Raw genomic sequence first — 26992 nt, 5'->3', positions numbered from 1 at the left:
GCTGTTGTCTGACTTCAGACATTGCCACTTCTGTCAATGCGTAAGTTCTAAATTAGTTGTTCTAGCCATCCAATGAATCTACTGTGGCGCTGCCTGCACCCATAGGGTTAGGGAGACATATTACCTGGGCTAGAGGATTTGTTTACAGAGCGTTTGTATTGTCAACGGTAGGTGTTAATCACCTGCTGATGCGATCGCACTTTCTTACCCAGGGATGGGTACTGCGTGGTAGGGCAGTGCGATCACAACGACAACTAACTACTGGAGTACGACGATGAAAAAGCTTGTTTCTAACCTGAGAGCGGTACGTCTGAGTCAGATAATAACCGTGTTTTTAGTCGGTGTTTTAGTTCTGTTTAGCACTGCTTGTAGCCGTACCGATACGATCGCTGACCGACTGCCTGGGAATAGTGGTCCTAGCACGCCTGGTCAATCGCAGCCCTACAAAGGTGGCATGAACAACTTTAACGATGACGCGTCCAATCGGTTGAACACCGAAGCGGCTGCGAAAGCAAAAGCATTAAGAGATAAGGTGCAGAGCCGCGTGAAGACAAAAGGGGTTAACAGTCCCGATGACTTGGCAGATAACGTGCGCTCTGCCGATCCCGGTAAGCAAGCCCAGCGGTTTGGTGCTGATGTGCGCCAGCAGGCTGATGATGTAAAGGATAATCTGCAAAACTTTGGCGATCGTGGCGTTAAAAACGTGAAGCGCAATACTGACAATGCTTTGGATAATGCTGCCAATGCTGCAAAAAGCAATGTGAACGCGACCAAGCGTGCGCTGGACAACGCTGGCTAGTAACTTCCACTCTAGACAGCGTCATGCATTGACACTGAACCAAAAAGAGGCCAGGAATCGTTTTGGTTCCTGACCTCTTTGCCGTAAGAGATGGGCGATCAGGTCGATCGCTCACTCTCTTCCAACCGTTTCTGTAAGCGTTTGAGCGTCTGATACATGTCTGGCAAACGGCTGTAGATGGCAGACGACTTAAGATAAATTTTGTGGTCAACAGCAGGATAGCCAGAGACGATTTGCCCTGGCTCGACGGTACCATGCACGCCTGTTTTGGAGGTAGCGATCGCGCCTGCACCGATCTTGGCATTATTTGCCGCGCCGACCTGTCCTGCAAGAATCGCCCGATCGCCCACTTCCACGCCGCCTGCTAAGCCAACCTGTGCCGCGATTGCGCATCCTTGACCAATCTGACACCCGTGACCGATGTGTACCAGATTGTCAAGCTTGGTGTTGCGCTTGATGCGAGTGTCGCCGACAGCTGGACGATCGATCGTTGAGTTGCAGCCCACTTCCACCCCGTCTTCAAGCACCACGTAACCGGACTGCTCCATCTTGTACCAACCTTCGCGGATGGGGACGAAGCCAAAGCCTTCGGAACCAATGACCGCTCCAGCATGAATCACGCAGTCTGCACCAACCTGAGTGCGTTCGTGGATTACGCAGTTCGCATGGAGCACGGTGCGATCGCCAATCGTTGCGCCTGGATACACCACCACATTGGGATGAATGCACACGCGATCGCCAATCACCGCTCCCGCTTGAATCACGACATGCGCCCCGATCGCCACCTCCTGACCCACCTGGGCAGAGGGATCAATCACGGCACTGGGATGAATGGATGGTGCAGGACGAAACGGCTGGTAGAACAGCCCGATCGCCTGGGCAAACATCAGGCGAGGTTCGGGTGCCTCAACCCAGGCAACACCGCGATCGCTAGTCGTTGTCTGAAGTGCCGCATCTCTTGGCAGAATCAGCGCACTCGCAGCGGTTGTTTGCACCTGGGCCGCAAATTTTGCGCCTTCGATATAGCTAATCTGCCCTGCGATCGCCTCATCAACAGCCGCAACGCCAGTAATCTCAGTATCATTATCCATACTTGAAGGCAACGACTGACCGTTCATTGCACTCAGCTTTTCGACCAACTCGCTAAATTTCATCGTTCCCCCGATCATCACTCACCACCGCTCCCTACCGTATCAAAAAGGCGGCACACTCGACATGGGGTGTTTGAGGAAAGAAATCAGCAGGTTGCACTCGCGCCAGACGATAGCTGCCATCCTGACAGAGCAACTTCAAGTCACGGGCCAGTGTGGCAGGATTGCAACTGATGTACACGATGCGATCGGGGGTCAACTGGGTCAATGCTGCTATGACAGCCGCATCGCAGCCACGACGGGGTGGATCGAGCAGCACGACATCGGGTTTAACGTCCAACGTGGGCAGCAGCGTTTCAACGGCTCCGGTGAGAAAGGTCACGTTTTTGAGGTGGTTCAGGTCGGCGCTGAGTGTAGCTTGCTCTACCGCTTCGGGCTGCATTTCTAGCCCGATCGCCTGTTTCACCCGTGATGCTAACGGCAGTGTAAATGTCCCAATGCCACAGTACGCGTCCACCAAGACCTCATGCCCGTGTAGCTGCAACTCGTCCGTCACGGCCTTCAGCAACGCTTCCGCCTGCTCGGTATGCACCTGAAAGAAGGTATCAGGCCGCAGTTGAAACGTCACCCCCGCAAAGGTTTCGTGCAGGTAAGGTTGCCCCGCAATGCAGACGGTTTCGCGCCCAAAAATGGCATTGGTGCGATCAGGGTTCACATTCAACGACACCCCCACCAAATTCGGATAGCGGATAAGCCATGCCTCTGCCTGTTCCTCAAGCCCGGATAGGTTTTTGTCCTTCACCACCAGCGTCAGCAGCATTTCACCTGTGCGACGACCAATCCGCAGCGCGAGATGGCGCACTTTGCCGCGATGCAGCTTTTCATCGTAGATGCCCCAGCCACGATCGTATAAATCTTGCTTCACCTCTGCCAGCAAGGGATTGAGCCGCTCATCCTGAATGGGACACTGATTCAGGTTGACGATGTGGTGACTGCCCTTCTGGTAGTAGCCTGCTTGAATTTGCCCCGTTTGCGATCGTGCCAGAGGATAGGTTGCCTTATTGCGATAGCCCAAATCTGCCTCAGCCGCCAGAATCGGGTCAACGGGCGGTTGGTGAAAGCCCCCAATGCGCTCTAACGCCTGAATGACCTGATTGTGCTTGGCGGCAAGTTGGTAGGCATAGTCTACGTGCTGCCACTGGCACCCCCCACATTTATCTGCCACAATGCAACGGGCACGCATGCGATGGGGAGACGGTTCCAGTATTGCTAGCAGTTTGCCATGCGCATACTGAGGCTTGACGCGCAGGAGGCGGACTTGCACCCGATCGCCCGTCACCGTATCGGGTACAAAGACAACGCGATTGTGCGATCGACCAACCCCATCGCCGCTGTCGCTTAAATCAGTAATCGTCACTTCCACAACTTGCCCCTGCTGCCATTGCTTCTCTACAGGCAATGCTTCTGTCGATGTGGTCTCGGCAGGTTCCGTTTTGGCAGGCTCAGCCTCTAGAGGTGCAGTGAAATTTTCGTCAGATGGCAATGGAGTTAAAGACACCGTAACCTCGTAATGAAAAAAGCGTTGATCAAGTCTGAACTGGGCCAAGATGAAAAGTTCAATCGTCTGTCACAAGAAATTCACACAATCACGCGTAGTTTAGAAGAGCCTAGTTTGGGAACACTGGTGCTATCAGCACAAAGCAGCTAGCGATCGCCATCGACTTGGTAGTGGCACAACGGGTCGCTCACGACCATCTGGTTGTACACGACTTCGACGGCGCTCCATTGCCCTGACGATGATTCAATGGCTCAAACAACCGTCTAAACCTCTTATGCACCAGAGCCATGCTTCTCGTTTCTAAACTTGCTGTAAGCTCCTATCCTATCAACCAACGCTCGGAACGATGAAGGTCAAGCCCAAAACCCTCTTGCTGGTGAGTGTTTTTTCAATGGCGACTGTGGTGGTAGGCACTGGCTACTGGTATGTATTCATTGCAGGTGCCCCACAGCTTGACGCGCCGCAACCGGAAAAAAATACAGGGCTTAGCTTTCAAGTCGAGACATTCACCAGTCAGGCAATGGGAGGCGAGCGCGAGTATGGTGTGGTGCTGCCGCCAGGGTACGATCGTCACCCGCAGACGCGGTATCCAGTGATCGTGCTGCTGCATGGTGGGCATGGCACCGCCAAAGACTATGAGGTTAAAGCTACTTTAACGTCTGTGTTGCACGATCTTTATCAGCAAAAGAAATTACCACCCGCCATTGTCATTACCCCCAATGGCAACGACCAGCGAGGCACCAGCCCTTTATGGGATCCAGACTATTTTGACGGGCCTAATGGCAAAGTAGCAACGCTCATTGGCTCTGATCTCGTACAGGAAATTAAGTCCCGCTATCGTACCCTCAATCAGCCCCAGTTCTGGGCGATCGGTGGGTTGTCGTCAGGCGGATGGGGTGCGTTTAATATTGGCCTGCGCTACCTAAACCAATTTCATATTTTGTTTAGCCATACAGGCTACTTCACCAGCAAAAGTGGTGCCGAAAATAGCCCTGAACTGTTTGTTGACGAGATTCCAGCCTATACCCGTAAGCAACTGCGGATCTACCTTGACGCGGGTGCAAGTGATGAAAAGTTCCTCGAAGCCACTGAGCAATTTCATCAAACCCTTGATCGCCTTGGCATTTCAAGTGAGTTTCACGTCTATCCCGGTGGGCATGGTATCGCTGGAAAAAACGCTGGCTGGAACTACTGGCACCAGCACCTGGCAGATTCTCTCAGCTTTACTGGCAAGCAGTTTGCGATCGCGCTCAAAGCACTGCATCCACATAAAACGCCTAAGCCTGGAGCCGATAGTGGTCATACCAATTTGAATTGAAAATGCGACACATCCTGTAGGGACAAGGCATTGCCTTGCCCCTACCCAACGATTGATCTGTAGCCGTCATTCTTTAAATCGGTATCAGATGCCAGAAAGGAATCAGAAGCTAGAAGTCAGGAATCAGAAGTCAGATGTGAGTGGCTAAAGTCCAGCTCAAAACTCAAAGCTCTCCTCCCTTCCATCTTCTCTTCCCCTGCTCCCCCCGCTCCCGCCGCCCCCGCTGCTCTGCTTCCCCTGCTCCCCCTCTTCCCCTGCTCCCTACCTCCTCTGCTATGAATCGTCCAAAGTCCCACCCTTTTCCGCTCAGCTACGGTAACAGCAAGCTCAGGCGCAGAACGCAATTTGCGCTGTGGGCTGTGGCAATGCTAACGGGGTTGGTGGGGCTGGTCAATTTGCTGTCTGCCGTGACGCCTAGTGTGCCAGAACGTAGAGCCTTACTGGAACTGGTTTTTCCATTTACGGTGCGGGCAGGTGGACGGATTGCAGCGGCTTCGGCAGGATTTTTACTATTGCTGCTAGCGACACACTTGCTACGCCGCAAGCGGATTGCGTGGGTACTGGCGGTGGGCATTTTGGTGCAGTCGATCGCCAGTAACCTGATCAAGGGACTGGACTATGAGGAGAGCTTGTTAGCCTTCGTCTTGCTAGTGCAACTGCTGCTGATGCGACCTGTTTTTACAGCGCAGTCCGATCGCCCGTCGATCGCGCAGGGGCTTTGGACGCTAGTCAGTGCGTTGGGGTTTACCCTTGCATACGGTACAGCGGGCTTTTATATCCTGGATAACTACTTTCAAATTCATGGGCAATCGGTCAGGTTTGGCCTGAGTCAGTCGATCTTGCAGACGCTGGCGATGTTTTTTACAAGCGATAACGCAGGATTGCAGCCGACTAACCGTTACGCAGATTTTTTTGCAAATTCTATTTACGCAGTGGGATTTATCACGCTGGCCTCCGCATTCTTTATGCTGATGCGCCCTGTGTTACTGCGGGGTGAGCCAGCCAATCCAGCAGAACGTTATCGAGCGCGTCGGATTATCAACGAGCACGGGCGATCGTCTCTGGCACGCTTGGCACTGCTTAAAGATAAAGCCTACTATTTCAGCCCGTCTGGTCGTAGTGTAGTGGCGTATGTGGCGAAGGGACGCTCGGCGATCGCACTGGGTGATCCCATCGGGCCATTGGACGATCGACATGAAACCGTGATGGCATTTCGGTACTTTTGCGATCGCAATGATTGGTTTCCAGTTTTTTATGAAGCTGCACCTGATCAGCTTCCGCTTTATAGTTCTTTGGGCCTTCGCTCAGTGCAAATTGGTGAAGAAGCCGTGATTGATCTCAAAACGTTTAACCTGAAGGGCAAAGCGAATCAGAACCTTCGGACAGCGGTTAACCGTCTGACCAAAACGGGTCACAGTCTTAAGGTGTTTGAGCCGCCGATCAGTGAAGACCTCATCCATCGCCTCAAGCCTGTCAGCGATGAGTGGCTGCAATGCAAAAATGGAGCCGAAAAACGGTTCTCGATCGGCTGGTTTGACTCTACTTATCTCGCAGAATGCTACATTGCCGTGGTTTACGATGCACACGGTGGTATCGTTGCCTTCTCTAACCTATTGACGGGCTATAACCGCAAAGAAGTGACGGTTGACCTCATGCGGCATCGCAAAGACGTTGAGAAAGGCACGATGGAGTTTCTCTTTGCTACGGTGATTCAACACTTTCAGCACTTGGATTACGACGGCTTCAACTTCAGCCTTTCGCCGCTGGCCGGGGTTGGCGAAACGCCCGAAGCAAAACGGGTAGAGAAGGGCCTACATTACTTTTTTGAGCACTTGAATCAGTTCTACAACTTCAAAGGGTTACACCAGTTCAAAGAGAAATTTCAGCCACACTGGGAGCCGCGCTACTTGGTGTATCCCAGTTTGACGACTCTTCCCGATATTGCAGTGGGTCTGGTGAGAGCCGACTCGGGCGATCGACTCCTTGATTACTTCAAACCAGGCACCTAGCCGTAACGCTAAACGCTGAATGAAACGGACGCGTTCTTAAAGCGATCAGCGGTCAGCATAGAAGTTTTAAGTTTTGAGTGGAAGAACTATCAGCGGTCAGTGGTTAGCCATCAGCCGTTAATCGACTACTGACGCCCGACTCCTTTCTTCTGCCTTTTACCTTTTTCCTTCTGCCCTCTATCTTCTGCCTTCTTACTTTTGCCTTTCTGTGCAACAGTCTCATTACGACCAGCCGCTTATTAACCTAATTGAGGGTGCTCAGTGCCCTTGAGGGTTTTTCGGTTGGGTCGCTTCGCGCTTTGCACTAAAGGGAATATCGCCAGGAGCCGAACTTAAACTGAGTTTGCCATTAAGTGACTGCTCCGCGATCGTTCCCTGAACGTTGATATCGCCCTTGCATTTAGGTAAGTAACTGGCATCACCGTGTAAGGTCAGCTGTTGATTCTCCCATTTTCCGCTCAGAGAGGGGCGTTCTGTCGCTCTTTTTTCTAATGTATCGACCGTATCCGATGCGAGTAGCGCTCCGGTTAAATAAATCCCAGATTGCTGTACCAGGAGAAGTAACTGCTCAGACTTCAAGCAGCCTGGTAGGTCTTGGGCCGAAATCTGGTAGCGACCATCAATTTTTTGGGCCGCTTTCAAGTTTGCTTCGCCATACGCTGTCACAACGCTAAATAACGCAACGACAAAGACGATCGCGCCACCGTAGAAACTGAGAGATCTGAGACTAAAGTGCTTGCCCATTGGTTAGTGGTTGGTTGGTTAATTGTTAGTTGTTGGGAGGTGGCAGGGGAGGCACTGTAGAGTGTTTGAATTCGTTAAGCGGTCAGCGGTCAGTGGTTGGCTATCAGCAGTCAGATATCAGCGGTCAGCCCTTTTGCCTTCTGCCTTTTACCTTCTGCCTAAGTAACCGCTTCCGACTGATCGGCTTCACGGCTTGTGTCCTCTGCGGCCCCCAGTACAGATGTTAAGTGCGCGGTGACTTGGCTATAGCGACGGGTAATCAGTAGTGAGGAGTGACACTGCACTGCGAGTTGGTCTGCATAGAACCCCAGCGTTTGACGTTCTAAACCCCACTCTCGACTAGCTCCAGCGATCGTGAGATCTGCGTTTGCCGATGCTTCGACCACGGCATCAATGGGGTGGCTCGATTCGATTTGGGGGGTGTGAATGCGATCGCGCACGGAAGCGGGCAATTGCTCCATCAGGGTGCGAAACTCGTAGATGCGATCGTTGGCTTGATGACTCTGGGCCACACTCAAAATGGTGAGTGTAGAGTCTTCAGAGTTCACCAAAATCCTGAGTGCGATTTCCAGTCCTAAATCATTGTGAGTGTTGGAAACATACGGTACCAGCAGATTTTGAATTCTGCCCTGTTGCCGATCGACAAAGACTGCCACATCTGTCCGTGCCGTGCTGAGAATTTTGCCCACTCGACCTCCCAAACGATTACGGCTGAAGGCGGGGCGGTGCCATCCCAGGAGAATGAGATCAGCACGATCGTTCTCTGCCACTCTCACAGCTTCTTGAGCAACATCCGTCGCGATCCGAATAATGGGGTGCACCACAGACCGCACTTTTGGAGGCTCCAGACTGGAAACTAGTTCGGCCATCCGCTGCTCTCGTTCGGCAATGAGCCGCTCGGCCTCAGCAGGTGTGCTACCGAAGGCATAGTCCTCATCCAGTTGGATCAGGCTGAGGGGGTAAATAGCACTGGTAAGGGTTTTTGGGGATTCTTCTATATTGTTGCCTAGCGCGATCGTCGCTGCCAGTTGAATCAGCCCCTTCTGGCTGGCAGGGTTTGAAATAGGAACAAGGATGCGGTAGTCTGGCTCGACGTCATCCACAATAGGCTCCACTACATCCTTGCGAATCAACCGCTTGGGGTATACCCATTCCAGCAGCGGTGATGTCATAAAGGTCGTTACCAGCGCCATGATGACGAGCATGGTAAACAGCAGTGGTGAAATCACATTCAGGCTGAGACCAATATTCAGCACGATGAGTTCGGTCAGGCCACGAGTATTCATCAGCCACCCCAACGCTGCCGATTCTCGCTTATCGATTTTAGATACCCTGGCGGCAAAGTAGGTGCCAAAATATTTGCCTGTGATCGCCACCGTAACGACCAGTCCACACAGTAGCCACAGAAAGGGGGTGTTGAGCAAGCCAACCTGTGTGCGCAGTCCGCTGTAGGCAAAAAAGATGGGTAGCAGAAAGGTCAGTACAAAATCTTCCGTTTTTTGCGCCAACTCTCGCGTCAGCCCTGGGTGTTTGGGCATGACTGCACCAATCAAAAAGGCACCGAAAATTAAGTGAATGCCAATTAACTCGGTAATCAGCGCCGAGACGACTACACCGATGTAAATGACCGCCAGCACAAACTGGTTTAACCGTCCACTGCGATCGTAGTAATGAGCAAAATTCTTCAGAAACTTCCGCCCCACTGTCACCATCAGGATGATGTAAAGCAGTGATAGCAGAATAGTCGGAATGGCTCCCGTCATGCTGTTGGTGCGGGTGACGGCGATCGCCAGTGCCAGCAAGCACCATGCCGTGACATCATCCACCGCTGCACAGGTGAGCGCCAGCGTGCCTAGCTTTGTACCCTGAAGGTTATTTTCCGTAATAATCCGTGCCAGCACCGGAAACGCTGTAATCGACATCGCCGCTCCTAAAAAGAGCGCAAAGGCCGTGAACGAGACGCTGCCACTCGACACTAAGGGGTAGAGCAGCAGCGCCAGCACCGTGCCCAATGAAAACGGCACCAGGATACTGACATGCGAAACTAAAACCGCCACATCAAGCTGGTTTTTAAGATACTTTGGGTCCAACTCCAGCCCAATCAGAAACATGAAAAAAATCAGCCCAATCTGAGACAGCACGTTCAGATACGGGATGGTCTCTGGTGGAAAAAGCCCTGTCGCTATACTGGGCGCAAGTAAACCCAACAATGAGGGGCCAAGCATCACCCCAGCCACAATTTCACCAATAACCAGCGGTTGCTTCAGCCGCCGAAACCCCAAACCAACCAATCGGGACAGCCCGATGACGATGACAATCTCAATCAGAACTTGAATAATGAGGTCGAGTTTCATGAAGAAGGGAGGGGAGAGGGTGGAAGGCAGGGGAAAAAGATTAGAGGGTAGGGGTTATGGGAAAACAGAGGGGCAGGGGAAGCAATCGAATGCTAGCTACTGGCTACTCGCTACTCACCCATCTGGCAGTTGCAGCGATCGTCCGCGCCATGTCCAGCCCCAACCCGTTTCCGTTTTAATAATAGAGGCAATTGCGATCGCTGCCACCAGTGCACCCCCCACACCCGACAGCCACCAATACGTTGTGGGAATGGCTGAAACGCAACGGCCAGACCGCCGAATGCTATAGTGCAGCAAAATGGCCGAGATCGCACTCCCCGTAAGTAGGAGATCAACCAGCGTCAGTGCGCCGACGATAACGTGGTACAGGACAACAGCAAGCCCCAGCCAGGGAACTACATAGAACATTAGCATTGTGACCGCAAAGAGGCTGACAGCGATGAGATTGCGCTGCGTGCCCAGATAAAGATTTTTAGTCCAACCTTCCCACAGTGCAGCAAAAGAGCGGTACATGCGCACCGTCACAAAATCGCTCGCAAGCAGCAGTTCGAGTTTCAAGCCATTTGCTTTAATCTGTCGTGCAAGCTCGACATCTTCGACCACCTGACTTGCCAGCGCCCGATGTCCGCCAATTCTGTCATAGGCAGACCGCCGAAACAGCATGAAAGGGCCTGCTGCAAAAACGGTATCGGTCGTGGGATCGGCAACGGCAGCAAAGTCTAGCTCTGCCAGCAGTTGATTCATCAAAATGGGTTGCACCAGCCACTCTGCAAGGCAGCCACACACGATCGCAGGGCCACAGGTCAACAAGTCTAACTGCTTCGTTTCTGCTTCCTGAAGCGCTGCCACGATTGCACCAACTTTCAGGCAGACATCTGCGTCCAAAAACAGCACAAACGTGCCGTTTGCTTGCTCTGCTGCTTGCGTACAGGCCCAATTTTTGCCCATCCAGCGCTCCCGTTCTGGCCTGGGTTTACCAACCAGTACCCGCAAGCGGGGGTCAATCAGCGTGGTTTGCAGCGTTTGAGCGATCGCCAGCGTTGCATCGGTGGACTGATCATCGACCACCCAAACCTCCAACTGCTCGACTGAAAGCGCTGTGTTTTGCAAGACCGATCGCACACACGCCTCAAGGTTCTCTGCCTCGTTGTAAGCAGGGATGATCACTGAAACCCAGGGCATGGCAAGCGGATCGCTTAGTGACCTGGGATGAGGTAAGGGGTTGTCATGGAGCGCGATCGGGTTGGTTGCGATCATCAATCTGGGCACCGTTGCCAGCATCCGGCGCAGTTTGGCGGCGTAGAGCATCAGCCCAACGAGGGCTAACACAACCACAGCAAGTACGATCAGGGTGTTGATCACGTTCAATGTTGGCAGACGGTAGAGGCAGAGAGCAAAGCAGGCGTCACCTGAAAGTCATGTCCAGCTTATAGCAGCGCAACGTGTGCCAAAGCCGCGTCAACTGCCAGACACTCGCATTCTAAAAGATCCTGTCTAGCCGTGTAATAGTTCTTTTGGCCTGTTGTACCGCGCTCCAAAGCGATCGTGTTTGTGGAGGCTTTACCAAGGCAACGATCAATCTACAACCTTGTTGCCTGTCCGTTTAACCAGAGAATGTCTGAGCCGTTGCGATCGTCTCGCATAAGGGCTTGGCACTCGGCAAATCATCCCTGTAAACATCGTGGTTCGCATGCTACGCCATGACAATTTTTGGGGTCTGCGCCATACCTTATTAAGATAGGACTTACGCAAAAGCGGTCATCTTTCGCCCCCTAGCCCCCAACTTTTTGGGGAACCGTCTCAATCAAAGCCCCCAAATTGGGGGTTTGGGGGCAAATGCGTAAGTCCTATTAAGACATCCTCTCAAAACCATTCTCCCCAGAGCGCCTGAAGATATTCTTCTTAAGAAGATTTTGTTTCTTTAGAAAAGATTTAGAATCCCTGCTTATAATTTGTACAGACATCTTCGTAATGCTTTAACTGTTGTAAGTTTTAACTGCTCTAAGTAGTCAACACCTTTATTTCCTTGAGCGATGCCCCGGATACTCGTCATCGACGATGACCCTGCAATTTCAGAACTTGTTGCCGTAAACCTTGAAATGGCTGGCTATGACGTGAGTCAAGCGGCTGATGGCGTGAAGGGTCAAGCGATGGCCCTACAGCTACAGCCTGATCTGGTCATGCTAGATTTAATGCTGCCTAAAGTCGATGGCTTTACCGTCTGTCAGCGGCTACGTCGCGATGAGCGCACGTCAGATATTCCTGTTTTGATGCTAACGGCTCTTAGCCAAACCCAAAACAAAGTTGAGGGCTTTAATGCGGGAGCCGATGACTACCTCACTAAACCCTTTGAGATCGAAGAAATGCTGGCGCGAGTGCGAGCACTGTTGCGCCGTACAGACCGGATTCCCCAAGCCGCTAAGCACAGCGAAATTTTGAACTATGGGCCGCTGACCCTGGTACCAGAACGCTTTGAAGCCATTTGGTTTGACCAGACCGTGAAGCTGACTCACCTGGAGTTTGAATTGCTGCATTGCCTGCTACAACGGCACGGTCAAACCGTTTCACCCAGTGAGATTTTGAAAGAGGTCTGGGGCTACGACCCGAACGATGATATCGAGACAATTCGGGTACACGTCCGCCATCTCAGAACGAAGCTGGAGCCTGATCCCCGTCATCCTCGCTATATTAAAACGGTGTACGGTGCTGGGTACTGTCTGGAACTGCCAGCAACCGGGAAAAACTCGGAGAGTGACGAATCGTTAGCGGGTTAGCGTGTTGACTCAGCCCTACCGCTTTGGCTGGTTTGATCGGTTTTGTCTTTGGTATCCACCGGGCTGGCTGATTTTGTTCAACCGCCATTGGCAACACTATAAGCCTGACGCAAATGGCTGGAATTGGTTAGAGTACGGGCTTTTTTTGCTGCCGTTTGGCTTCTACTTGGCTCTGGCGTTGCGTTGGCTACGGCTCAAACTACGGCTGCTCTTTCAGGCACGATCGCCCGCCACGGCCACCACCCATGAGCCTGATCCGGTCTATCAGAAAGCCTTTCAGCAAGAAATTTTGGAGCCGATCGCGCATCACTATTTCCGCGCCACGCTCCATCAGGCGGAGCAACTGCCTGAGGAGGGCCCACTCATGATTGTGATGAACCATGCGGGGATGTGCTTCCCGTGGGACTTTGTGTGTTTGGGTGTACTGCTAGCCCAACGGCGCAATTGGTTCGTACAGCCCCTAGCACACCCCATCTTTTTTGATCATCCCTGGTTACGGTGGTGGTTTCCGGCCGGGTGGGCCGAGATGCTGGGGGGCGTGCGGGCAGAGCGAAAAAGCTTTGAGGCTGCTATCCACGAGGGTGAGACTGAGAAATACGTTTTGCTGTACGCGCCTGAAGGATGGAGAGGCTTAAGCAAAGGTTGGTGGCATCGTTATCAATTGGCAACCTTTGATCCCAGCTTTTTGCGACTGAGTTTGCGCGATCGCGTGCCCCTCCTACCTGTTATCTGTATGGGCAGCGAGTCCTTGCACCCATTGACGGTAAATATACCCTGGCTAGCGCGCTGGTTGGGTATGCCCCTCTTTCCCCTATCGCCGCTGGTGTTGGTCTTTGTGCTGTTTCCCTCGATGGGGGTTTGGTCGATGCGATCGCGCTTGCAATACTATGTGCAACCCCTCGAACAACCTTGGGAACAGACAGTGCGAGGAGAAAAACAAACGCAAACCCGCACCTACCGCAGGGCCGACGCGCTGCGATCGCGCTTACAAGTTGTGATTAACCAATTGCGGCAAAAGGCGAAGGAAGGGATGAGGGATGAGGGATGAGGGATAAAAGGCTAAAGACTGTCTTCTGCTTACGTTCTGCTGAGCGTTTACGTCGAAGCCTGCCCCGCTGTCTTTTATCCTTTACCTTCTTCCCTCTACCTCACCAAAACTCCCGCTTCTACTGGCAAACTCAGACTAAAGCAGCTACCGTGATCAAGCTCAGATGTGACCGTGAGGTCGCCACCGTGTAGCTGGGCCAGTTTGCGTGCCAGCGCCAACCCTAGCCCAGTACCCTGGTATTTTTTATCTAGCCCGCTGTCTAGCTGCTGAAAGGGTTGAAACAGGAGCGGCAGATCCTTCTGAGCGATGCCGATGCCTGTGTCGGAGACCTGGAAGTGGATGAACGAGGTGGCTATGCGGCCATGATGAATGTTTTTAGGGCCTTTATGAGATGCATTAGCCGTCTGGGTAACGCGTAATGTCACGGTGCCTGCTTCGGTAAACTTAACGGCATTGGAAAGCAGGTTAACCAGAATCTGCTTCAGACGGCGGCTGTCAGCAGTGCAGGTGGCGACATTAGGGGCGATCGACAGCACCAGGCGTAATCCTTGCAAATCAGCCTGCTCACGGATGAAAGAAAGGCAGGCTGTGCAGAGTTCTGCCACATCGACTGTCTCCAGGACGAAATCGTCTCGTCCAGCTTCGATTTTGGATAAGTCCAGCAGGTCGTTGATGAGTGAGAGAAGATGATTGCCACAGGACGAAATATTCTCAACGTATTGAAGCTGTTTAGCGTTGAGCGGCCCAAAGATTTGCTTGAGGAGAAGGCTAGAAAACCCCAAAATGCCTGTTAGTGGCGTTCGCAGTTCATGACTCATATTGGTCAGAAATTCGCTCTTGGCACTATTGGCTGCCTCCGAAAGGCGCTTTTCGTGCTCTAGCTCTTGGGTCCGTATCTGAACAAGGTGCTCTAGCCGTTCATAACTTTGGGCATTGTAAAGCGCGATCGCGGCTTGGTCGCCAATTTGTTGCAGTAAGTGAATTTCGCCGTCTGTGAAGCGTCGTTGAGCGATCGTGGTGTTCAGGCAAATACCTCCGAAAAGTTGCTCTCGAATAAAAATGGGCACATTCACGGCTGACTTGATTTGATACGTGTAGTAATGCGTCAGCCTGGTAGGCGATGGTTCGCTCATCGCGATCGCCCCATAATCGGGTGCATGAAAAACTCGCCTGGTGTAAAAGTCAGCTTGCGGGTCAAGTAAGTCTGACCAATCGGCTAGCGGAAAACGGGTATTGAGCATAGAGGGCAAAGATTCTGCTGCACGCCACTCTTCGACAATGTAAATCTGGTCATCCCGAATTTCAAAAATAAAGGCGCGATCGACGGTAAAGCTGGTGCCTGTCAACCGAGTTATTTCTTGCAAAATGTAGACGGGGTCGAGGCTAGAGTTGATAATGCGCGCGATTTGGTTTAACAACTGTTCTCGTTGCGCTTGCTGCTGCACCTGGTTAAAAAGCTGTGATTGTTGAATGGCGATCGCGCATTGATCCGCAATTGCTTTGACCATCGCAATTTCATCGGATGTCCAGGGGCGATCGCGATCGCACTGATACAGCGACAAGTCGCCCAAAAATTCTTGCTGATAGATCAGGGGCGTGATCATAAACGCATGGAGGTGATACTGCGCCGCTAAGGTCTGTACCTCTTCTTGCAGAACGCACTCTACCCCATCAACAACCACTAATTCACCCTGGTTCAAGGCATTTTTATAGAATGGAAACAGCCCACACGGATGATTCAGTAGCGCTCTCCACTGGCTGGGAGCCTCGCTGATATTGCAAACGATCAGTTCGCCACTTTTGGCAGGACGCACGATCAGGCAGCAGGTAGGGCTAAGCGCTTCGTAGACCAGATCGACAGTGGTTTGCAACACCTCATCCAAGACCAGGGTTTCGCGCATTGCCTGCACGATCCGGTTGATAATGGCTTCGCGCTGAGCCTGCTGGTGGATCTGCAGCATGGCGGCTTGTTGCTGACGACGCAGCTCAAATTCATGGAGCGATCGTTCCAGTACGGTTGGCAGGCGAAACAGGCGATCTTTTAGCACATAGTCTGTCATGCCTGCTTTAATGCAGTCTACAGCCGCTTCTTCACCTAGACTACCCGTAATCAAAATAAACGGAATTTGCTGGTTTGACTGCTGTAGCAGGCTCAAGACTTGATTGCCTGTAAACCCTTTTAGTCGATAATCCGACAGCACAGCATCCCACGATTGGGTCTGCAATAAGTGCTGGCAGCTAGCCAGCGTATCTGTCACTTCGCAGGCTAACTCAATGTGTGCCGCTGCCAACGCTAACGTAATTAACTCAGCGTCGGCTGGCTCATCTTCTACGATGAGTACACGGAGTTTTGATGGTGTGGCAAACCCTGATTGAAGCATGAATGGCTGACACTCGGAAATAGCGCAATCTTCACAAAGGAAACAAAGGCGGCCTGTTCAACAACATCCAGTAAAGTCCGACGTCTCGTGCAACGGCTAAAAACTGCTGAAAGTCTAGGGGCTTTACAATGTAACTGTTGACCCCCAAATCGTAGCAAGTATTTAGATCGCTGTCCTCTTGGGATGAGGTCATTACGACGATGACAAGGCGCTGCGTGCGGGGATAGCTGCGTAAAGTTTGCAAGACGCGAATGCCGCTGATTTTGGGTAACTTGAGGTCAAGCAAGACCAAGCGTGGCAATGGGCGCGGTGGCACACCTTCCTGCCCTAAAAGATACTGGATTGCCTGCTCGCCATCGGTTACCAGATCAACTTGATTTACCAGGCTGTAATTACGAAAGGCCAGTTGAATCAGTTCGACATCGTTCGGGTCGTCTTCGACTAGCAGAATACGAGTTGGTTCGATTTGTGAAATACTTTCATTCGCTTGTGTCATGATGATGAGCGCATTGAGTGCGTGGAGCGCGATCGCTTCAGCCTTGCCTTAATGCATTGTTCAATCTGGGCACGGTTTAATCTAGTTATGATGTCGTACCGCTGCTGTACCCAAGCGCTCCAAGCTCAGGGGCATCACCTAATTGAAAATAAAAGGTTGCCCCCTCATTGGGCTGACTTTCTGCCCAAATTTTGCCCCCGTGTCGATGGATAATACGCTGGACGATCGCTAACCCAATGCCATTACCCTCAAACTCTGACTTTGAATGCAGCCGCTGAAAAGCTCCAAAGAGTTGGTCAGCGTACTCCATCTGAAACCCCACCCCATGATCGCGTACAAATATTATACCGCCAGAGAGAGAGCCAATTTCGATCTGAGCTGGATCGAAATTCTGCTTTGCCGACGTGTCATGCACGCGGCTGAACTTTACGGCGTTATCGATTAGATTGGCAAACACTTGCTGAAGCAGAGTGGCATCACCCATAACAGTCGGTAACTCACTCACACAAACCTGAGCTTGCGGCCCCTCGTCTGATGGCAACAGATGACGATCAGACGCGGTGTTTTCTGGACGCTGAGCAAGTACCGTTGCCACGACCTGGTTGAGGTTAACAGGGACATGTGCTTTCTGCCGTCGTCCAACGCGCGAGAGGGTGAGCAGTCCATCAATCAGTTGCCCCATCGTTTGGCTGCTGCTCTGAAGAATTTGCAGGTAGTGACTGACTGTTGGATCGGTCAAATGCCCATTTTGATCAAGGCGATCGTTGAGTGCTGCTACAAAGCCAGTGAGGTGTCGGAGTGGCGCACGCAGATCATGGGACACCGAGTAGGAAAAGGACTCCAATTCTCGATTAGCTGCTTCAAGCTGCACGGTGCGATCGGCGAGTGTTTGACGTGCCTTGACTAATTCTGAAATATCACGAGAGGTACCAATGAGCGCGTACACCTCACCGTTTGGCTTTTTGAGTGGAATTTTGTAGGTATCAAAATTCAATGTGCCCAGCGAAGTGGTGTAAGCTTCCTGGAAATGCAGCGTTTCGCCTGTTTCAAACACACGTTGGTTTTGCTCGGCAAAGGTTGCTGCAAGGTCGGGGGCATAGCACTCAAAAATGGTTTTGCCTGCTACCTGGCTGCGGCTTTCCCACCCAATGAGCTTAGCAATCAAGTCATTGCAAAAGGCCATACGCATGGTGTCGCGTTCCACGACAAAAATATAATCCGGTAGCGTGTTGATGAAGGTCATGAGTTCAGCAGTACGCTGCTCAACAAGTGCCTCCAGTTCGACGTTTTGCTGCTCCAAAGCCTGGTTTAACTGCTGAATCTCTTGCTCTGACTGTTGGCGATCGGTAATATCTTCGATTGTCCCAACATGGCCCATCAGCGTCCCGTCATCGGCATACATCGGCGCAGTACGAGTCTGCACCCACCGCACAAGATCGTTATGGGGTTGGATGCGGTAATTTGCCACGTAAGGTTTGCCTGCGGTCGCGACTTCAAGCCACCCTTGGAGCACCCGCTCACGATCGTCTGGATGTACCTGCTTTGCCCACCCGTTTCCTGCTGATTCTTCTAAGGTAAACCCAAAAATCTCGCGGCAGCGTGGATTGGTGTATGTCCCGTAGCCTTCAGAATTTGCCAAATAAATGCCAACGGGAGAACATGCACTTAAAGATCGAAACTGCTCTTCGCTCTGACGGAGGGCGATTTCAGAGCCTTTTCGATCGGTAATATCGAGAATGACCCCAATCATGCGGATGACTTGGCCTGCTGCATCATAAATGCCGCGTCCTCGACCAATGACCCAGTGTTGGCTGCCATCAAGATGCAAGAGACGGTATTCTGCTTCAAAATTTGTTTTTGTTGCCAAGGCTTCATTAACGGCCTGCTCTACACGAGCGATATCCTCTGGATGGACGCGATCGCGCCATGCCTGATAGCTGGCTGGCACGTCGCCCGGTATCAACCCTAAAAGGCGCGCATGATTGTCGTTCCAGATCACCTGATTCGTCGTGATGCGCCAATCCCAGCTACCGATGTGGGTAAAGTCTAGAGCCAACTTAAAAAACTCCTCATTTTCGCGGAGCGCGATTTCGACTTCTTTCTGTTCGGTAATGTCGCGGGAAATGCCAACGGTTTGGTCATGTCCGACGGCATTGTTCACTGGAAAAAAGCGATGGGCGATCCAGCGAATAGAGCCATCGGGCTTGATAATACGGTATTCAAACGGAGCCTTGGACTCATCGGTACGAGCTAACCAGTCTCTCACAGGTACCTGATCGTCTGGATGAATGGTCTCTAGTAGCGATCGTAGATTCTTAATGCTGGCGTAGCTTCGACCCCAAATTTGCTCGTAGGCAGGGCTGACATAGAGGAGCTGGGCCTGATCTGCCGAACAAAGCCAGAAGACATCCTGAATGGTTTCCGTCATCAGACGAAAGCGTGCTTCACTCTCTCGCAGCGCCGCTTCAGAGCGTTTTTGATCCGTGATGACTGCCAGATAGTTAGCAAGGCTGGTTAACCACTGCAAAAAGTCTGCTTGCGGTTCCACTACGTCAGGATGTGCCAGACTCAAAGTCCCGATCGTTGTACCATTGATCGTCACAGGAACACAGATAAACGTTCTCAGCCCCAGTTGGCTGAGCGATTCGTTAGAGTCGCATGTCTTTGGTTCAGAGGCATCATAAGTTTTAACTAACATTTGCCCTGATTGGACAACGGTTCCAGAAGCGGTCTGGCTAACAGGCACTTCAATCGGCTGACCATCTGGCGGCAAGGGAATTCCTTCGGTGCCTTCAAACACCATCATTTGGCGAACCGCATCGTACAGCTCGATCGCAATGATGGGAAACTCAGTGGCAGCGCTGATTTCTTTGACAATCGCCTGAAACACTGCCTTGAGCGATTGCTGTTGGAGCGTAATCTCGGAAAGCGTGTGGAGCATGGCCAGCTTTTGGTTGCGAACACGCAAATCCGCTTCCGCCTGCTTCAGCTCGGTGATATCGACCCCAATACTCCATGCCCTCCAATCGGGGATGGGAGAGCGATCGGCAACATTCGACCAGGCAATGGTTCGGTGGCTGCCATCCTTACACACCAGATTCCACTCCCAATTGCGGTAGTCGTTGCCGCGCTCTGTCCAGGCAGCGACCATCGTTTGCCGATAGTCAGCCTCTGGGTAAAGCAACGTCATGGCCTTTGGGTTACCAATAATTTCGGCGGCACTATAGCCCGTTACCCGCTCACACTCCTGGTTCCAGGTGACAATGTTTCCCTGATCGTCAAACGCATCAAGCATTACGGGCATGTTTTGCAAGATTAGGCGTAAGCGCTCTTCACTCCTCTGTAGTCCAACTTCTGCTGCATGAAGGGTACGGAGCGATCGCTGTGAAAACCAGTAAAGCATCAACGCCGTGAGAGCGGCAAAAAGCAGATCTTCGAGACTTTCTAGATGGTTTAGCACTACCGGAACTGAGATCGCGGTGTCTAACCAACCATGAGACAGGGCGATCCACAAAACCGCCACGATAAAATAAGCTCCAGCAAGCTTCTGGGGCAGCAATTTGACCGATCGACGCTGTACGTCAGAAGCATGGAGCCGTTTGGAAGCGGTGCTGTCATTTTGCATAGACCTGTGCCAAACGCGATCGCCAATATCCGTTTATGGGGACTAGCCTACTTAATCTTGCCCATTTGCAGGTAGATAGAGGATAAATTTTTGCGTCATTCTGGCGGGAGGAGATGAGAGAGGGGTGAGGGGTAGGTTTTGAGTTTGAAGTTAATTGAGCACTATAGTGGTCAACGTCTGAGTTTTGAGTTTTGAGTTAAAGAGCGATCAGCGATCAGCGGTCAGCGTGAAAGTTCTGAGTTAGAGAGCGATTAGCGGTTAGCAATCAGCCAACTCCCCACTCCCGACTCTCGACTCCCCACTCCTTTCTTCTGCCTTTTCCCTTCTTCTAATTCTGATTCCGCGTCTGTCGTGCAAGTTCTAATAACTGTCCCCAGCGTTTTTGCAGTTGCTTGGGGGTCCATTTCAGTTGCTTCACAATGTCTTGGTCAGTGGTCTGTGCTTGCTTAAGGGTTAGCAGTTGTTGCTGTTCGGGAGATAGCTGACTCAAGAAGCGCTGCCAATGGTGGGTCGATAGCCCCAGGTTTTGATCCACATCGGCACCCAACCATTGGTGCACTAGCTTCCAATTTTGGGAGAGGGTAAATTTTTCGACATGATATTTAAAGCGCTGTTGTAGATAGTCGCGCTCACGGGCAGACAGCCCCAGCACGTCATCGATTTCGGGGGCAGAAAGATCTTGCAGTTTAAGTGTGAGGTAATTCACACAGTCGGTTTGTCCCTGCGATTCAAGATACTGCATGAGCTCGGCAATGACACGATCGCGCAACACGGCCTCAGAGGGCGCATCGATCGCATCGGCGACCATTCGTTCGCGCAGTTGGTGAGCCAGAGGAGAGCGATTGTTTGTCTCGGCATCTTCACCTTTGGGTGACTCTAAGGCTTGCTCGATGTCGATCGACACTTCCAGGGGTTGACGTTGCCCAAACCGCTGAGCGCGTAGCACCACCAATTGCTGACTATTGCCATTGGGTAGAGAAATACGGCGCTTGGCGTACTGTTCAGTAAACGCCATGTATTCAGCTAACTCTAGCCGCGTGCGGGGTTGGTAGTCTTCTGGCAGTTCGTTTTCGCGGCGAAAGGCTTTCAATGACTCGGTGTAAAACCCCTGTAAAAAATCTTCGACCAGGCTATAGCGAGCCTGAAACCCAAGCTGCATCCGGCTGGGGGCGATGTGGCGATAAATCATCGAGCCAAGGGTGCTGTGCAGTTCCACGCGTCCTTGACGAGAACCAAGCTGGTAATAGGTCAGGCACTTTTGCAAGCGATGACGGGCAAGGGAGAGTTGCCACGATCGCACCCGTCCAGAGGTTTGAATCCGCCCGCTTTTATGACAAATTCGGTCAACTTCAGTGGCAATACGGTTTGCCAACCGATCAATGTTGCCGCTGGGTGTACTGACCTCAGCACGAAGTTCTCGTGTCAGGATTTGGGTCAGTGCCGGAATCTCTAAAAAATCGGCGGTATTCTTGGCGGCTGCCAACATAGGGTCGTGGTCGAACTCATCCTGAAGATCAAGCTGCTGAGCGGTTGTAGCAATGGCATCTGTGGAGGCTACGTTTGCCGAAGCTGCCGCTGGGGGGCGGGGAGAATTTGAGTCGAAGTTCATGGCTCTGGTAGTGCACAGGGACGAGAACAGTAGATCAGGCAGAGGGGGCGGAAGTTAACAGTTTTGAATTTTGAGTTTTAAGTTAGCGTTCCAACTCAAAACTCAAAACTCAAAACTCAAAACTCTCTCAACTAGCACTTCCATCTACACACAGAAAATAAGCCGCTACGGGTCGGGGCGGGTCAGGGTATGGCACTTTCTCAGGTGGTTAGCCAAACGCTTGGATTTTGTACCGCAAGTAACGTACCATCGACTGTTCCTGATTTAGCCTACACCCATCAGAGGGTAATGGTTCGATACGTGCGATCGTCCATTCAGAAACCTCATCATTCTCGCCCCCCTGAGTGGACAGTTAAACGAGTTGGTTCAACCTACTTCTACCGCCCACGTTGCCGCTGCTTCCCATCCTAGACCGCGACGGACGATCATCGGTTCCTCTGTTGTCAGATCCAAAATGGTTGAAACCTGGTAGCCTGGCTCAGTGCCGCTATCGATAATGACATCCACTAATTTTTCTAGATTGTCAAACAGTTCAAAGCGCGAAATCTCTGGGGCTGTTTTGGCGCTACTGCTTGGCGCATCTTCCTCCAGCAAATGGGCAGAGGTGGAAATAATGGGGTTGCCCAAGGCATTGGTTAACGCCAAGCAGAGCGTGTGCTCCGGCACTCGAATCCCGGTTGCTTTGCGTTTGGGATTCATCACCAGTTTGGGCACCAGTTTGGTGGTGGGCAGCAAAAACGTGTAAGGGCCTGGAATGAGCCGACGCATAATGCGGTAAGCCGAGTCGCTCACTACTGCATATTGAGCAATATCAGACAGCGATGGGCAAAGAAAGGTCAGCGGTTTGTCATTAGAAAGCTGCTTGATCTGCCGTACTCGCTGAATGGCACTCTTAGAATTAAGATCGCAGCCGATCGCGTAAACCGTATCAGTGGGATACAGCATGACAGCCCCATCTCGCAGAGCCGCAACAATTTGGTCAACACTCCGCGTTTGTGGATTATCAGGATGTAGCGTAAACAGGGTAGACATGGAAGGGTGAAGGCAAAAGGTATAAAGGCAAAAGGCTGATAGCTGATAGCTGGTAGCTGATTTAACAACTAACAACTAGTAACTGACGCGCACACTGACTTTCTAGATCAATGACTAAAATTGCCTACTTAGACTGTCCGACTGGCATTGCTGGCGATATGTGCCTGGGGGCACTTGTGGACGCAGGTGTGCCGCTGGAGTACTTGATTGACAAGCTCAGCCAACTTGGGATTGAAGGTGAGTATCAATTACGGGTAGAGCGAGTGCTTCGCAATGATCAGCAAGCGACGAAAGTGCATGTGGATTTGCTTTTGAAGCAGGCTGTAGCCAAAGCTGTGCGCGATGAAACAGACGCGATCGCCAGTGCTAAAACAGCGCATCATGTCCATCAGCATCATTTCCATTCTGCTACAGAAGCGGTTGCAGTGACCGAAACGGACAAGACATCGACGCATTCATCGAGCCACAGTCATAGTCATAGCCACGGTCATGGTCGCAGTCACAGCCACGATTCGGCTGCTACAACGGACGATCGCACCCATCACGTGTTGGTGCGCCACTTACCTGAAGTAGAGCGCTTGATTCTTGCGGCTAACCTACCCACACGAGCTGAAGCCTGGAGTCTGGCGGTTTTTCGCAAACTGGCAGAGGCAGAAGGTGCCATTCATGGGGTGCCACCTGAGCAGGTGCATTTTCACGAAGTAGGGGCAACGGATGCGATCGTAGACATTGTAGGTACCTGCTTGGGGCTGGATTGGTTGGGCATCGATCGCCTCTATTGTTCTCCTTTACCAGTGGGGGGTGGCACGGTGCGGGCGGCTCATGGTCGTCTGCCCATCCCTGCGCCTGCGGTGCTGAAGCTGTTTGAGCTACGCCAGATACCCATCTACAGCAACGGCATTGATCGGGAAATGGTGACACCAACGGGAGCCGCGATCGCCACGACACTCGCTACTCAGTTTGGCGCTCCGCCACCGATGACGCTACGTCGAGTCGGCTTAGGTGCTGGATCAATGAACCTGCCCTTGCCGAATATTTTACGAATTTGGATTGGGGAGATGGGAAGCGAAGAGCGGACAGAATTTAGAAGCATGGAGTTGGGGAGGCAGGGGGAGCAGCGGGAGCAGCGGGGGCAGGGGGAGCCATTTGCAAGAGAAACAGTCAAAACCACTTCCCACTCCCTACTCCCTGCTCCCTACTCTCCACTCCCTTCAGCAGTCAACGCTCAACCATCACAACCTACAACTCAAAACTCAAAACTCAAAACTCAAAACTCCCTCCAATCGATCGCCCTTCTGGAAACTCAAATCGACGACCTCAACCCCCAGGCGATCGGCTATGTGTTTGAGGCGCTTTTCGAGGTTGGTGCGCTGGATGTGTTTACGCAGGCGATTGGGATGAAGAAGTCCCGTCCGGGAACGTTGCTGACGGTGATGTGCCAGCCAGAGGATATCTCTGCCTGTGAGTCGGTGCTGTTTCGGGAAACGACGACATTGGGCATTCGGCGATCGATGCAGGAACGCAGCGTGTTACAGCGCGAAATGCAGTCGGTGCAAACCCCATATGGAACGGTTCAAGTGAAGGTGGCATGGCTCGATCGTCACCAGACTCAGCCGACGAATGTGCAGCCTGAATATGATGACTGCGCGCGGATTGCTAAACAGCACCATTTACCCTGGCGATCGGTACATCAGCTAGCATTGCAGGCTTGGCACGAGAGCCATGCTGCCAGGAATCATGCCTAAAAAAGCAGGGTCATTTCGTTCTAAGAGTCGAGTTATATTAGCAACGGATTAGGTAACAGATGAAGCGGATGCGTTGTCTACCTGTGGTTAAAAGCCATCTGTTTCATCCGTTAACATCCGCTGCAAAGAATGCCTTTGCCAGAATGAAATAGCTCTGCCTAAAAAAGAGTCCTGCCTAAAATTCATCGGCAGCGCCTGGCTGGTTGAGAAAATCTTCCGCGCTGGTTTTAGCAGTTAGCGCAGGAATTGTTTGGTCGGGTGCTTGAGCGGTTAGCGTTGGATTCACGGCTCCGGGAACGATGCGCTGCCAGTTCACATTATTCTGTGGATCGATTCTCACGAGAATGACATCCGGCCTACTGGCTTTCATGGGCACGGTTTTAAGTGCGGCTGTCTTTTTATTGGTTGTTTGCGGTGGTTTAGATGCTGACTGCTTGACCTCAACGGCGCAGGCAAAGGTTTCTCCTGGCTTAACGGCCTTGTAGGTGCCACCGCAATGAATTAGGGGACGAGAGCCAATTTCGCTCTCTACCGATTGCTGCACGATCGTTTCCAGCTTTGCCACGTTCAGTAAGCCCTTGGCATTGGGCACATCCCACAGCAGGTTGCCTCGATCGTCCTGCTGCTTGACAGGAATGATGAAGGTGTAGCTTGTATCCGTCTCACCAATGCACTCAAAGGATTGCCCCGCTTCTGGCTTGATGTTTCTGGGGCAGGTCACGGTCTTCAACGAAATGCCGCCCTGTTTGATGACATCTTGCTGGATGGATTGAGCAACGCTATAACCATCCAGCGTTTTGCTACACGCCGTCAGCACCAATAAACCCAATACCAGCACTACGCTACGTTTCACGTCTCACCGTCCTCACAGTTATCCAAACTACAGTACCGATCTTGGGTAAAGGCTGCGTTAAGTCGTGGACGATAGAATACACAAAGTGAATCAGGGATATAGATCCCCGACTTCTTTGTTCTGTCTTGCTGTGATTTGCTAAATCTGATTTAGAAGTCGGGGATCTAGTAGACGCTTAATTGAGTATCAACCGCAGCGAGAACGAGCGATCGCGGCACTCCACGTTTTGCAGACGGCTGACCCAACTGCCGAAGCCTTTTCAGATGCGTTAGCAGAACGGCATGTTGCTGCTACGATTCTGGAACCATATTCGCAGAGTATGGTAGAAGCCATTAATCAATACACGGAAGATTTGCCGGACGATTGATTGAAGCGATCGCGCTGCGTATCAATGGTTGCCTGTACCGGAAAGCGTTGCTGCACTCAACAATCCTTCTATATCACCTGACATTGCCATTGCGATCGGTCACAATCCTTGTGCATCGCTATACATCACTGTTGGATCACAATGCATTACGAATGGATCGGGTCACATTGCGAATCGATCAGGTTACATTGCTTCTGCATCGTGTGACATTGCGTTTGCAGGGACGAGTCCCGCTCATGAGTTGCCCTTACCTTGCTGAAACCGAGCTACGGGCAAACCTGATTGACATCTATGAAACGTTGACCAGTGGAGCAATCCCAAATGTGCGCCGAGTGGCGGAACTTGAAGTGTCGTGTTATTAGGGCTTACGCAAACCTCGGAGGTTTCGACCTGGGAGGAGGCATTGACTCACGTAGCGGCTTAAACCTCGGAGGTTTTAGTCAAAATGCGTAATGCCTAAATCAATGCGGCATTGGCTCCTCTGTGCAAATGTTGAAGACGGTTAAGGAATGCAAGCTCTCACGATAAAATGGGAGACTCAGGCACGATCGTACTGCTGTAGCGCTCTCAGCCTTTTACTACATTCCCTTCTCAAGTCCATGAAGCATACCCTTTCTGTTCTGGTTGAAGACGAAGCGGGGGTTCTTTCCCGCATTGCTGGTTTGTTTGCCCGTCGCGGGTTCAATATCGAGAGTCTGGCCGTTGGCCCTGCCGAGCAGATGGGCGTTTCGCGCATTACGATGGTGGTGCCCGGAGATGATGGCAGCATTGAGCAGTTGACCAAGCAACTCTACAAACTGATCAGCGTCCTCAAAGTACAGGACATTACCGAAGTGCCCTGCGTTGAGCGCGAACTGATGCTGATGAAGGTTAATGCGACCAGTACCACTCGCTCTGAAATTGTAGAACTGGCGCAGATCTTTCGGGCGCGAGTCGTGGATGTGGCGGAAGATTCCCTCACGCTTGAAGTGGTCGGCGATCCGGGCAAGATGGTGGCGATCGTGCAGGTGCTAAACAAATTCGGCATTCGTGAAATCGCTCGCACAGGTAAAATCGCCCTCATGCGCGAGTCGGGTGTGAATACAGAATATTTGAAGTCGCTGGAAGCGAAGGTTTGAATAGCGTTGAGTTTGTAATTTAGAACTTACGCATTGACAAAAAGAGTGAAATGTGGTGACTCTAGGATAGT

General features: G+C 51.8%; 20 protein-coding genes. 9 read left to right on the top strand and 11 right to left on the bottom strand.

Annotated features, from left to right (window positions below; all coding sequences use genetic code 11):
• The first annotated feature begins 274 nt into the window (after window positions 1-274).
• Complete coding sequence (locus tag AC5JLP_RS27870; protein WP_496071104.1) at window positions 275-799, top strand: DUF6658 family protein; 525 nt, start codon at window positions 275-277, stop codon at window positions 797-799.
• A 98-nt stretch (window positions 800-897) separates the two neighbouring features.
• Here the strand turns inward: AC5JLP_RS27870 and lpxD are convergent, their stop codons facing one another.
• A complete protein-coding gene (lpxD, locus tag AC5JLP_RS27865; protein WP_496071103.1) occupies window positions 898-1968 on the bottom strand; it encodes a UDP-3-O-(3-hydroxymyristoyl)glucosamine N-acyltransferase in 1071 nt (356 codons plus the stop codon).
• A 16-nt stretch (window positions 1969-1984) separates the two neighbouring features.
• Window positions 1985-3448: a 23S rRNA (uracil(1939)-C(5))-methyltransferase RlmD gene (gene rlmD / locus AC5JLP_RS27860; protein WP_496071102.1), complete on the bottom strand. Its 1464-nt coding sequence runs from the start codon at window positions 3446-3448 to the stop codon at window positions 1985-1987.
• A gap of 346 nt (window positions 3449-3794) precedes the next feature.
• On the opposite strand from rlmD, the gene AC5JLP_RS27855 reads away from it, so the two are divergent.
• Window positions 3795-4766 (top strand): alpha/beta hydrolase, encoded by a 972-nt coding sequence (locus AC5JLP_RS27855; protein WP_496071101.1) that lies wholly within the window; start codon window positions 3795-3797, stop codon window positions 4764-4766.
• Between the two features lie 275 nt (window positions 4767-5041).
• Window positions 5042-6775: a bifunctional lysylphosphatidylglycerol flippase/synthetase MprF gene (locus tag AC5JLP_RS27850; RefSeq protein WP_496071100.1), complete on the top strand. Its 1734-nt coding sequence runs from the start codon at window positions 5042-5044 to the stop codon at window positions 6773-6775.
• A 258-nt stretch (window positions 6776-7033) separates the two neighbouring features.
• Here the strand turns inward: AC5JLP_RS27850 and AC5JLP_RS27845 are convergent, their stop codons facing one another.
• From AC5JLP_RS27845 to AC5JLP_RS27835, 3 genes are all read right to left on the bottom strand, one after another.
• Window positions 7034-7519, bottom strand: coding sequence for a hypothetical protein (locus AC5JLP_RS27845; RefSeq protein WP_496071099.1), 486 nt, complete (start codon window positions 7517-7519; stop codon window positions 7034-7036).
• 158 nt (window positions 7520-7677) lie between these two features.
• Entirely contained in the window at window positions 7678-9873 is a 2196-nt protein-coding gene (locus AC5JLP_RS27840) for a cation:proton antiporter (RefSeq protein WP_496071098.1), read from the bottom strand.
• Window positions 9874-9987: 114 nt separating this feature from the next.
• Window positions 9988-11235, bottom strand: a complete 1248-nt coding sequence (locus AC5JLP_RS27835; RefSeq protein ID WP_496071097.1) for a glycosyltransferase family 2 protein — start codon at window positions 11233-11235, stop codon at window positions 9988-9990.
• Between the two features lie 671 nt (window positions 11236-11906).
• Between AC5JLP_RS27835 and AC5JLP_RS27830 the strand changes: the two genes are divergently transcribed.
• Window positions 11907-12647, top strand: a complete 741-nt coding sequence (locus AC5JLP_RS27830) for a response regulator transcription factor (RefSeq protein ID WP_496071096.1) — start codon at window positions 11907-11909, stop codon at window positions 12645-12647.
• Window positions 12648-12651: 4 nt separating this feature from the next.
• A complete protein-coding gene (locus tag AC5JLP_RS27825) occupies window positions 12652-13695 on the top strand; it encodes a 1-acyl-sn-glycerol-3-phosphate acyltransferase (RefSeq protein WP_496071095.1) in 1044 nt (347 codons plus the stop codon).
• A gap of 95 nt (window positions 13696-13790) precedes the next feature.
• Here the strand turns inward: AC5JLP_RS27825 and AC5JLP_RS27820 are convergent, their stop codons facing one another.
• The 5 genes from AC5JLP_RS27820 to AC5JLP_RS27800 form a co-directional block, all read right to left on the bottom strand.
• The gene (locus tag AC5JLP_RS27820; RefSeq protein WP_496071094.1) at window positions 13791-16076 is read right to left on the bottom strand and encodes a GAF domain-containing sensor histidine kinase; all 2286 of its coding nucleotides are present in this window, start codon (window positions 16074-16076) and stop codon (window positions 13791-13793) included.
• A gap of 31 nt (window positions 16077-16107) precedes the next feature.
• Window positions 16108-16572: a response regulator gene (locus AC5JLP_RS27815; RefSeq protein WP_496071093.1), complete on the bottom strand. Its 465-nt coding sequence runs from the start codon at window positions 16570-16572 to the stop codon at window positions 16108-16110.
• An 85-nt stretch (window positions 16573-16657) separates the two neighbouring features.
• Window positions 16658-20197, bottom strand: coding sequence for a PAS domain S-box protein (locus AC5JLP_RS27810; protein ID WP_496071092.1), 3540 nt, complete (start codon window positions 20195-20197; stop codon window positions 16658-16660).
• 328 nt (window positions 20198-20525) lie between these two features.
• Complete coding sequence (locus tag AC5JLP_RS27805; protein ID WP_496071091.1) at window positions 20526-21806, bottom strand: HetZ-related protein; 1281 nt, start codon at window positions 21804-21806, stop codon at window positions 20526-20528.
• A gap of 366 nt (window positions 21807-22172) precedes the next feature.
• The gene (locus tag AC5JLP_RS27800) at window positions 22173-22838 is read right to left on the bottom strand and encodes an L-threonylcarbamoyladenylate synthase (protein ID WP_496071090.1); all 666 of its coding nucleotides are present in this window, start codon (window positions 22836-22838) and stop codon (window positions 22173-22175) included.
• 110 nt (window positions 22839-22948) lie between these two features.
• Here AC5JLP_RS27800 and larC point away from each other — a divergent pair, with 110 nt between their 5' ends.
• Window positions 22949-24583, top strand: a complete 1635-nt coding sequence (larC, locus tag AC5JLP_RS27795) for a nickel pincer cofactor biosynthesis protein LarC (RefSeq protein ID WP_496071089.1) — start codon at window positions 22949-22951, stop codon at window positions 24581-24583.
• Window positions 24584-24758: 175 nt separating this feature from the next.
• Here larC and AC5JLP_RS27790 read toward each other — a convergent pair whose 3' ends face one another.
• The gene (locus AC5JLP_RS27790) at window positions 24759-25436 is read right to left on the bottom strand and encodes a DUF4333 domain-containing protein (RefSeq protein WP_496071088.1); all 678 of its coding nucleotides are present in this window, start codon (window positions 25434-25436) and stop codon (window positions 24759-24761) included.
• A 226-nt stretch (window positions 25437-25662) separates the two neighbouring features.
• On the opposite strand from AC5JLP_RS27790, the gene AC5JLP_RS27785 reads away from it, so the two are divergent.
• The 3 genes from AC5JLP_RS27785 (at window position 25663) to ilvN (ending at window position 26921) form a co-directional block, all read left to right on the top strand.
• A complete protein-coding gene (locus AC5JLP_RS27785; RefSeq protein ID WP_496071087.1) occupies window positions 25663-25803 on the top strand; it encodes a hypothetical protein in 141 nt (46 codons plus the stop codon).
• Complete coding sequence (locus AC5JLP_RS27780) at window positions 25800-26165, top strand: hypothetical protein (RefSeq protein WP_496071086.1); 366 nt, start codon at window positions 25800-25802, stop codon at window positions 26163-26165. Before AC5JLP_RS27785 ends, AC5JLP_RS27780 begins: the two co-directional genes overlap by 4 nt.
• Before the next feature lie 237 nt (window positions 26166-26402).
• The gene (gene ilvN / locus AC5JLP_RS27775; RefSeq protein WP_496071085.1) at window positions 26403-26921 is read left to right on the top strand and encodes an acetolactate synthase small subunit; all 519 of its coding nucleotides are present in this window, start codon (window positions 26403-26405) and stop codon (window positions 26919-26921) included.
• Window positions 26922-26992 lie beyond the last annotated feature (71 nt).

The organism is Stenomitos rutilans, from assembly GCF_059505485.1.
Note: the sequence above shows the minus strand (reverse complement) of the source record. Positions and strands in the feature narration are given on the sequence as shown.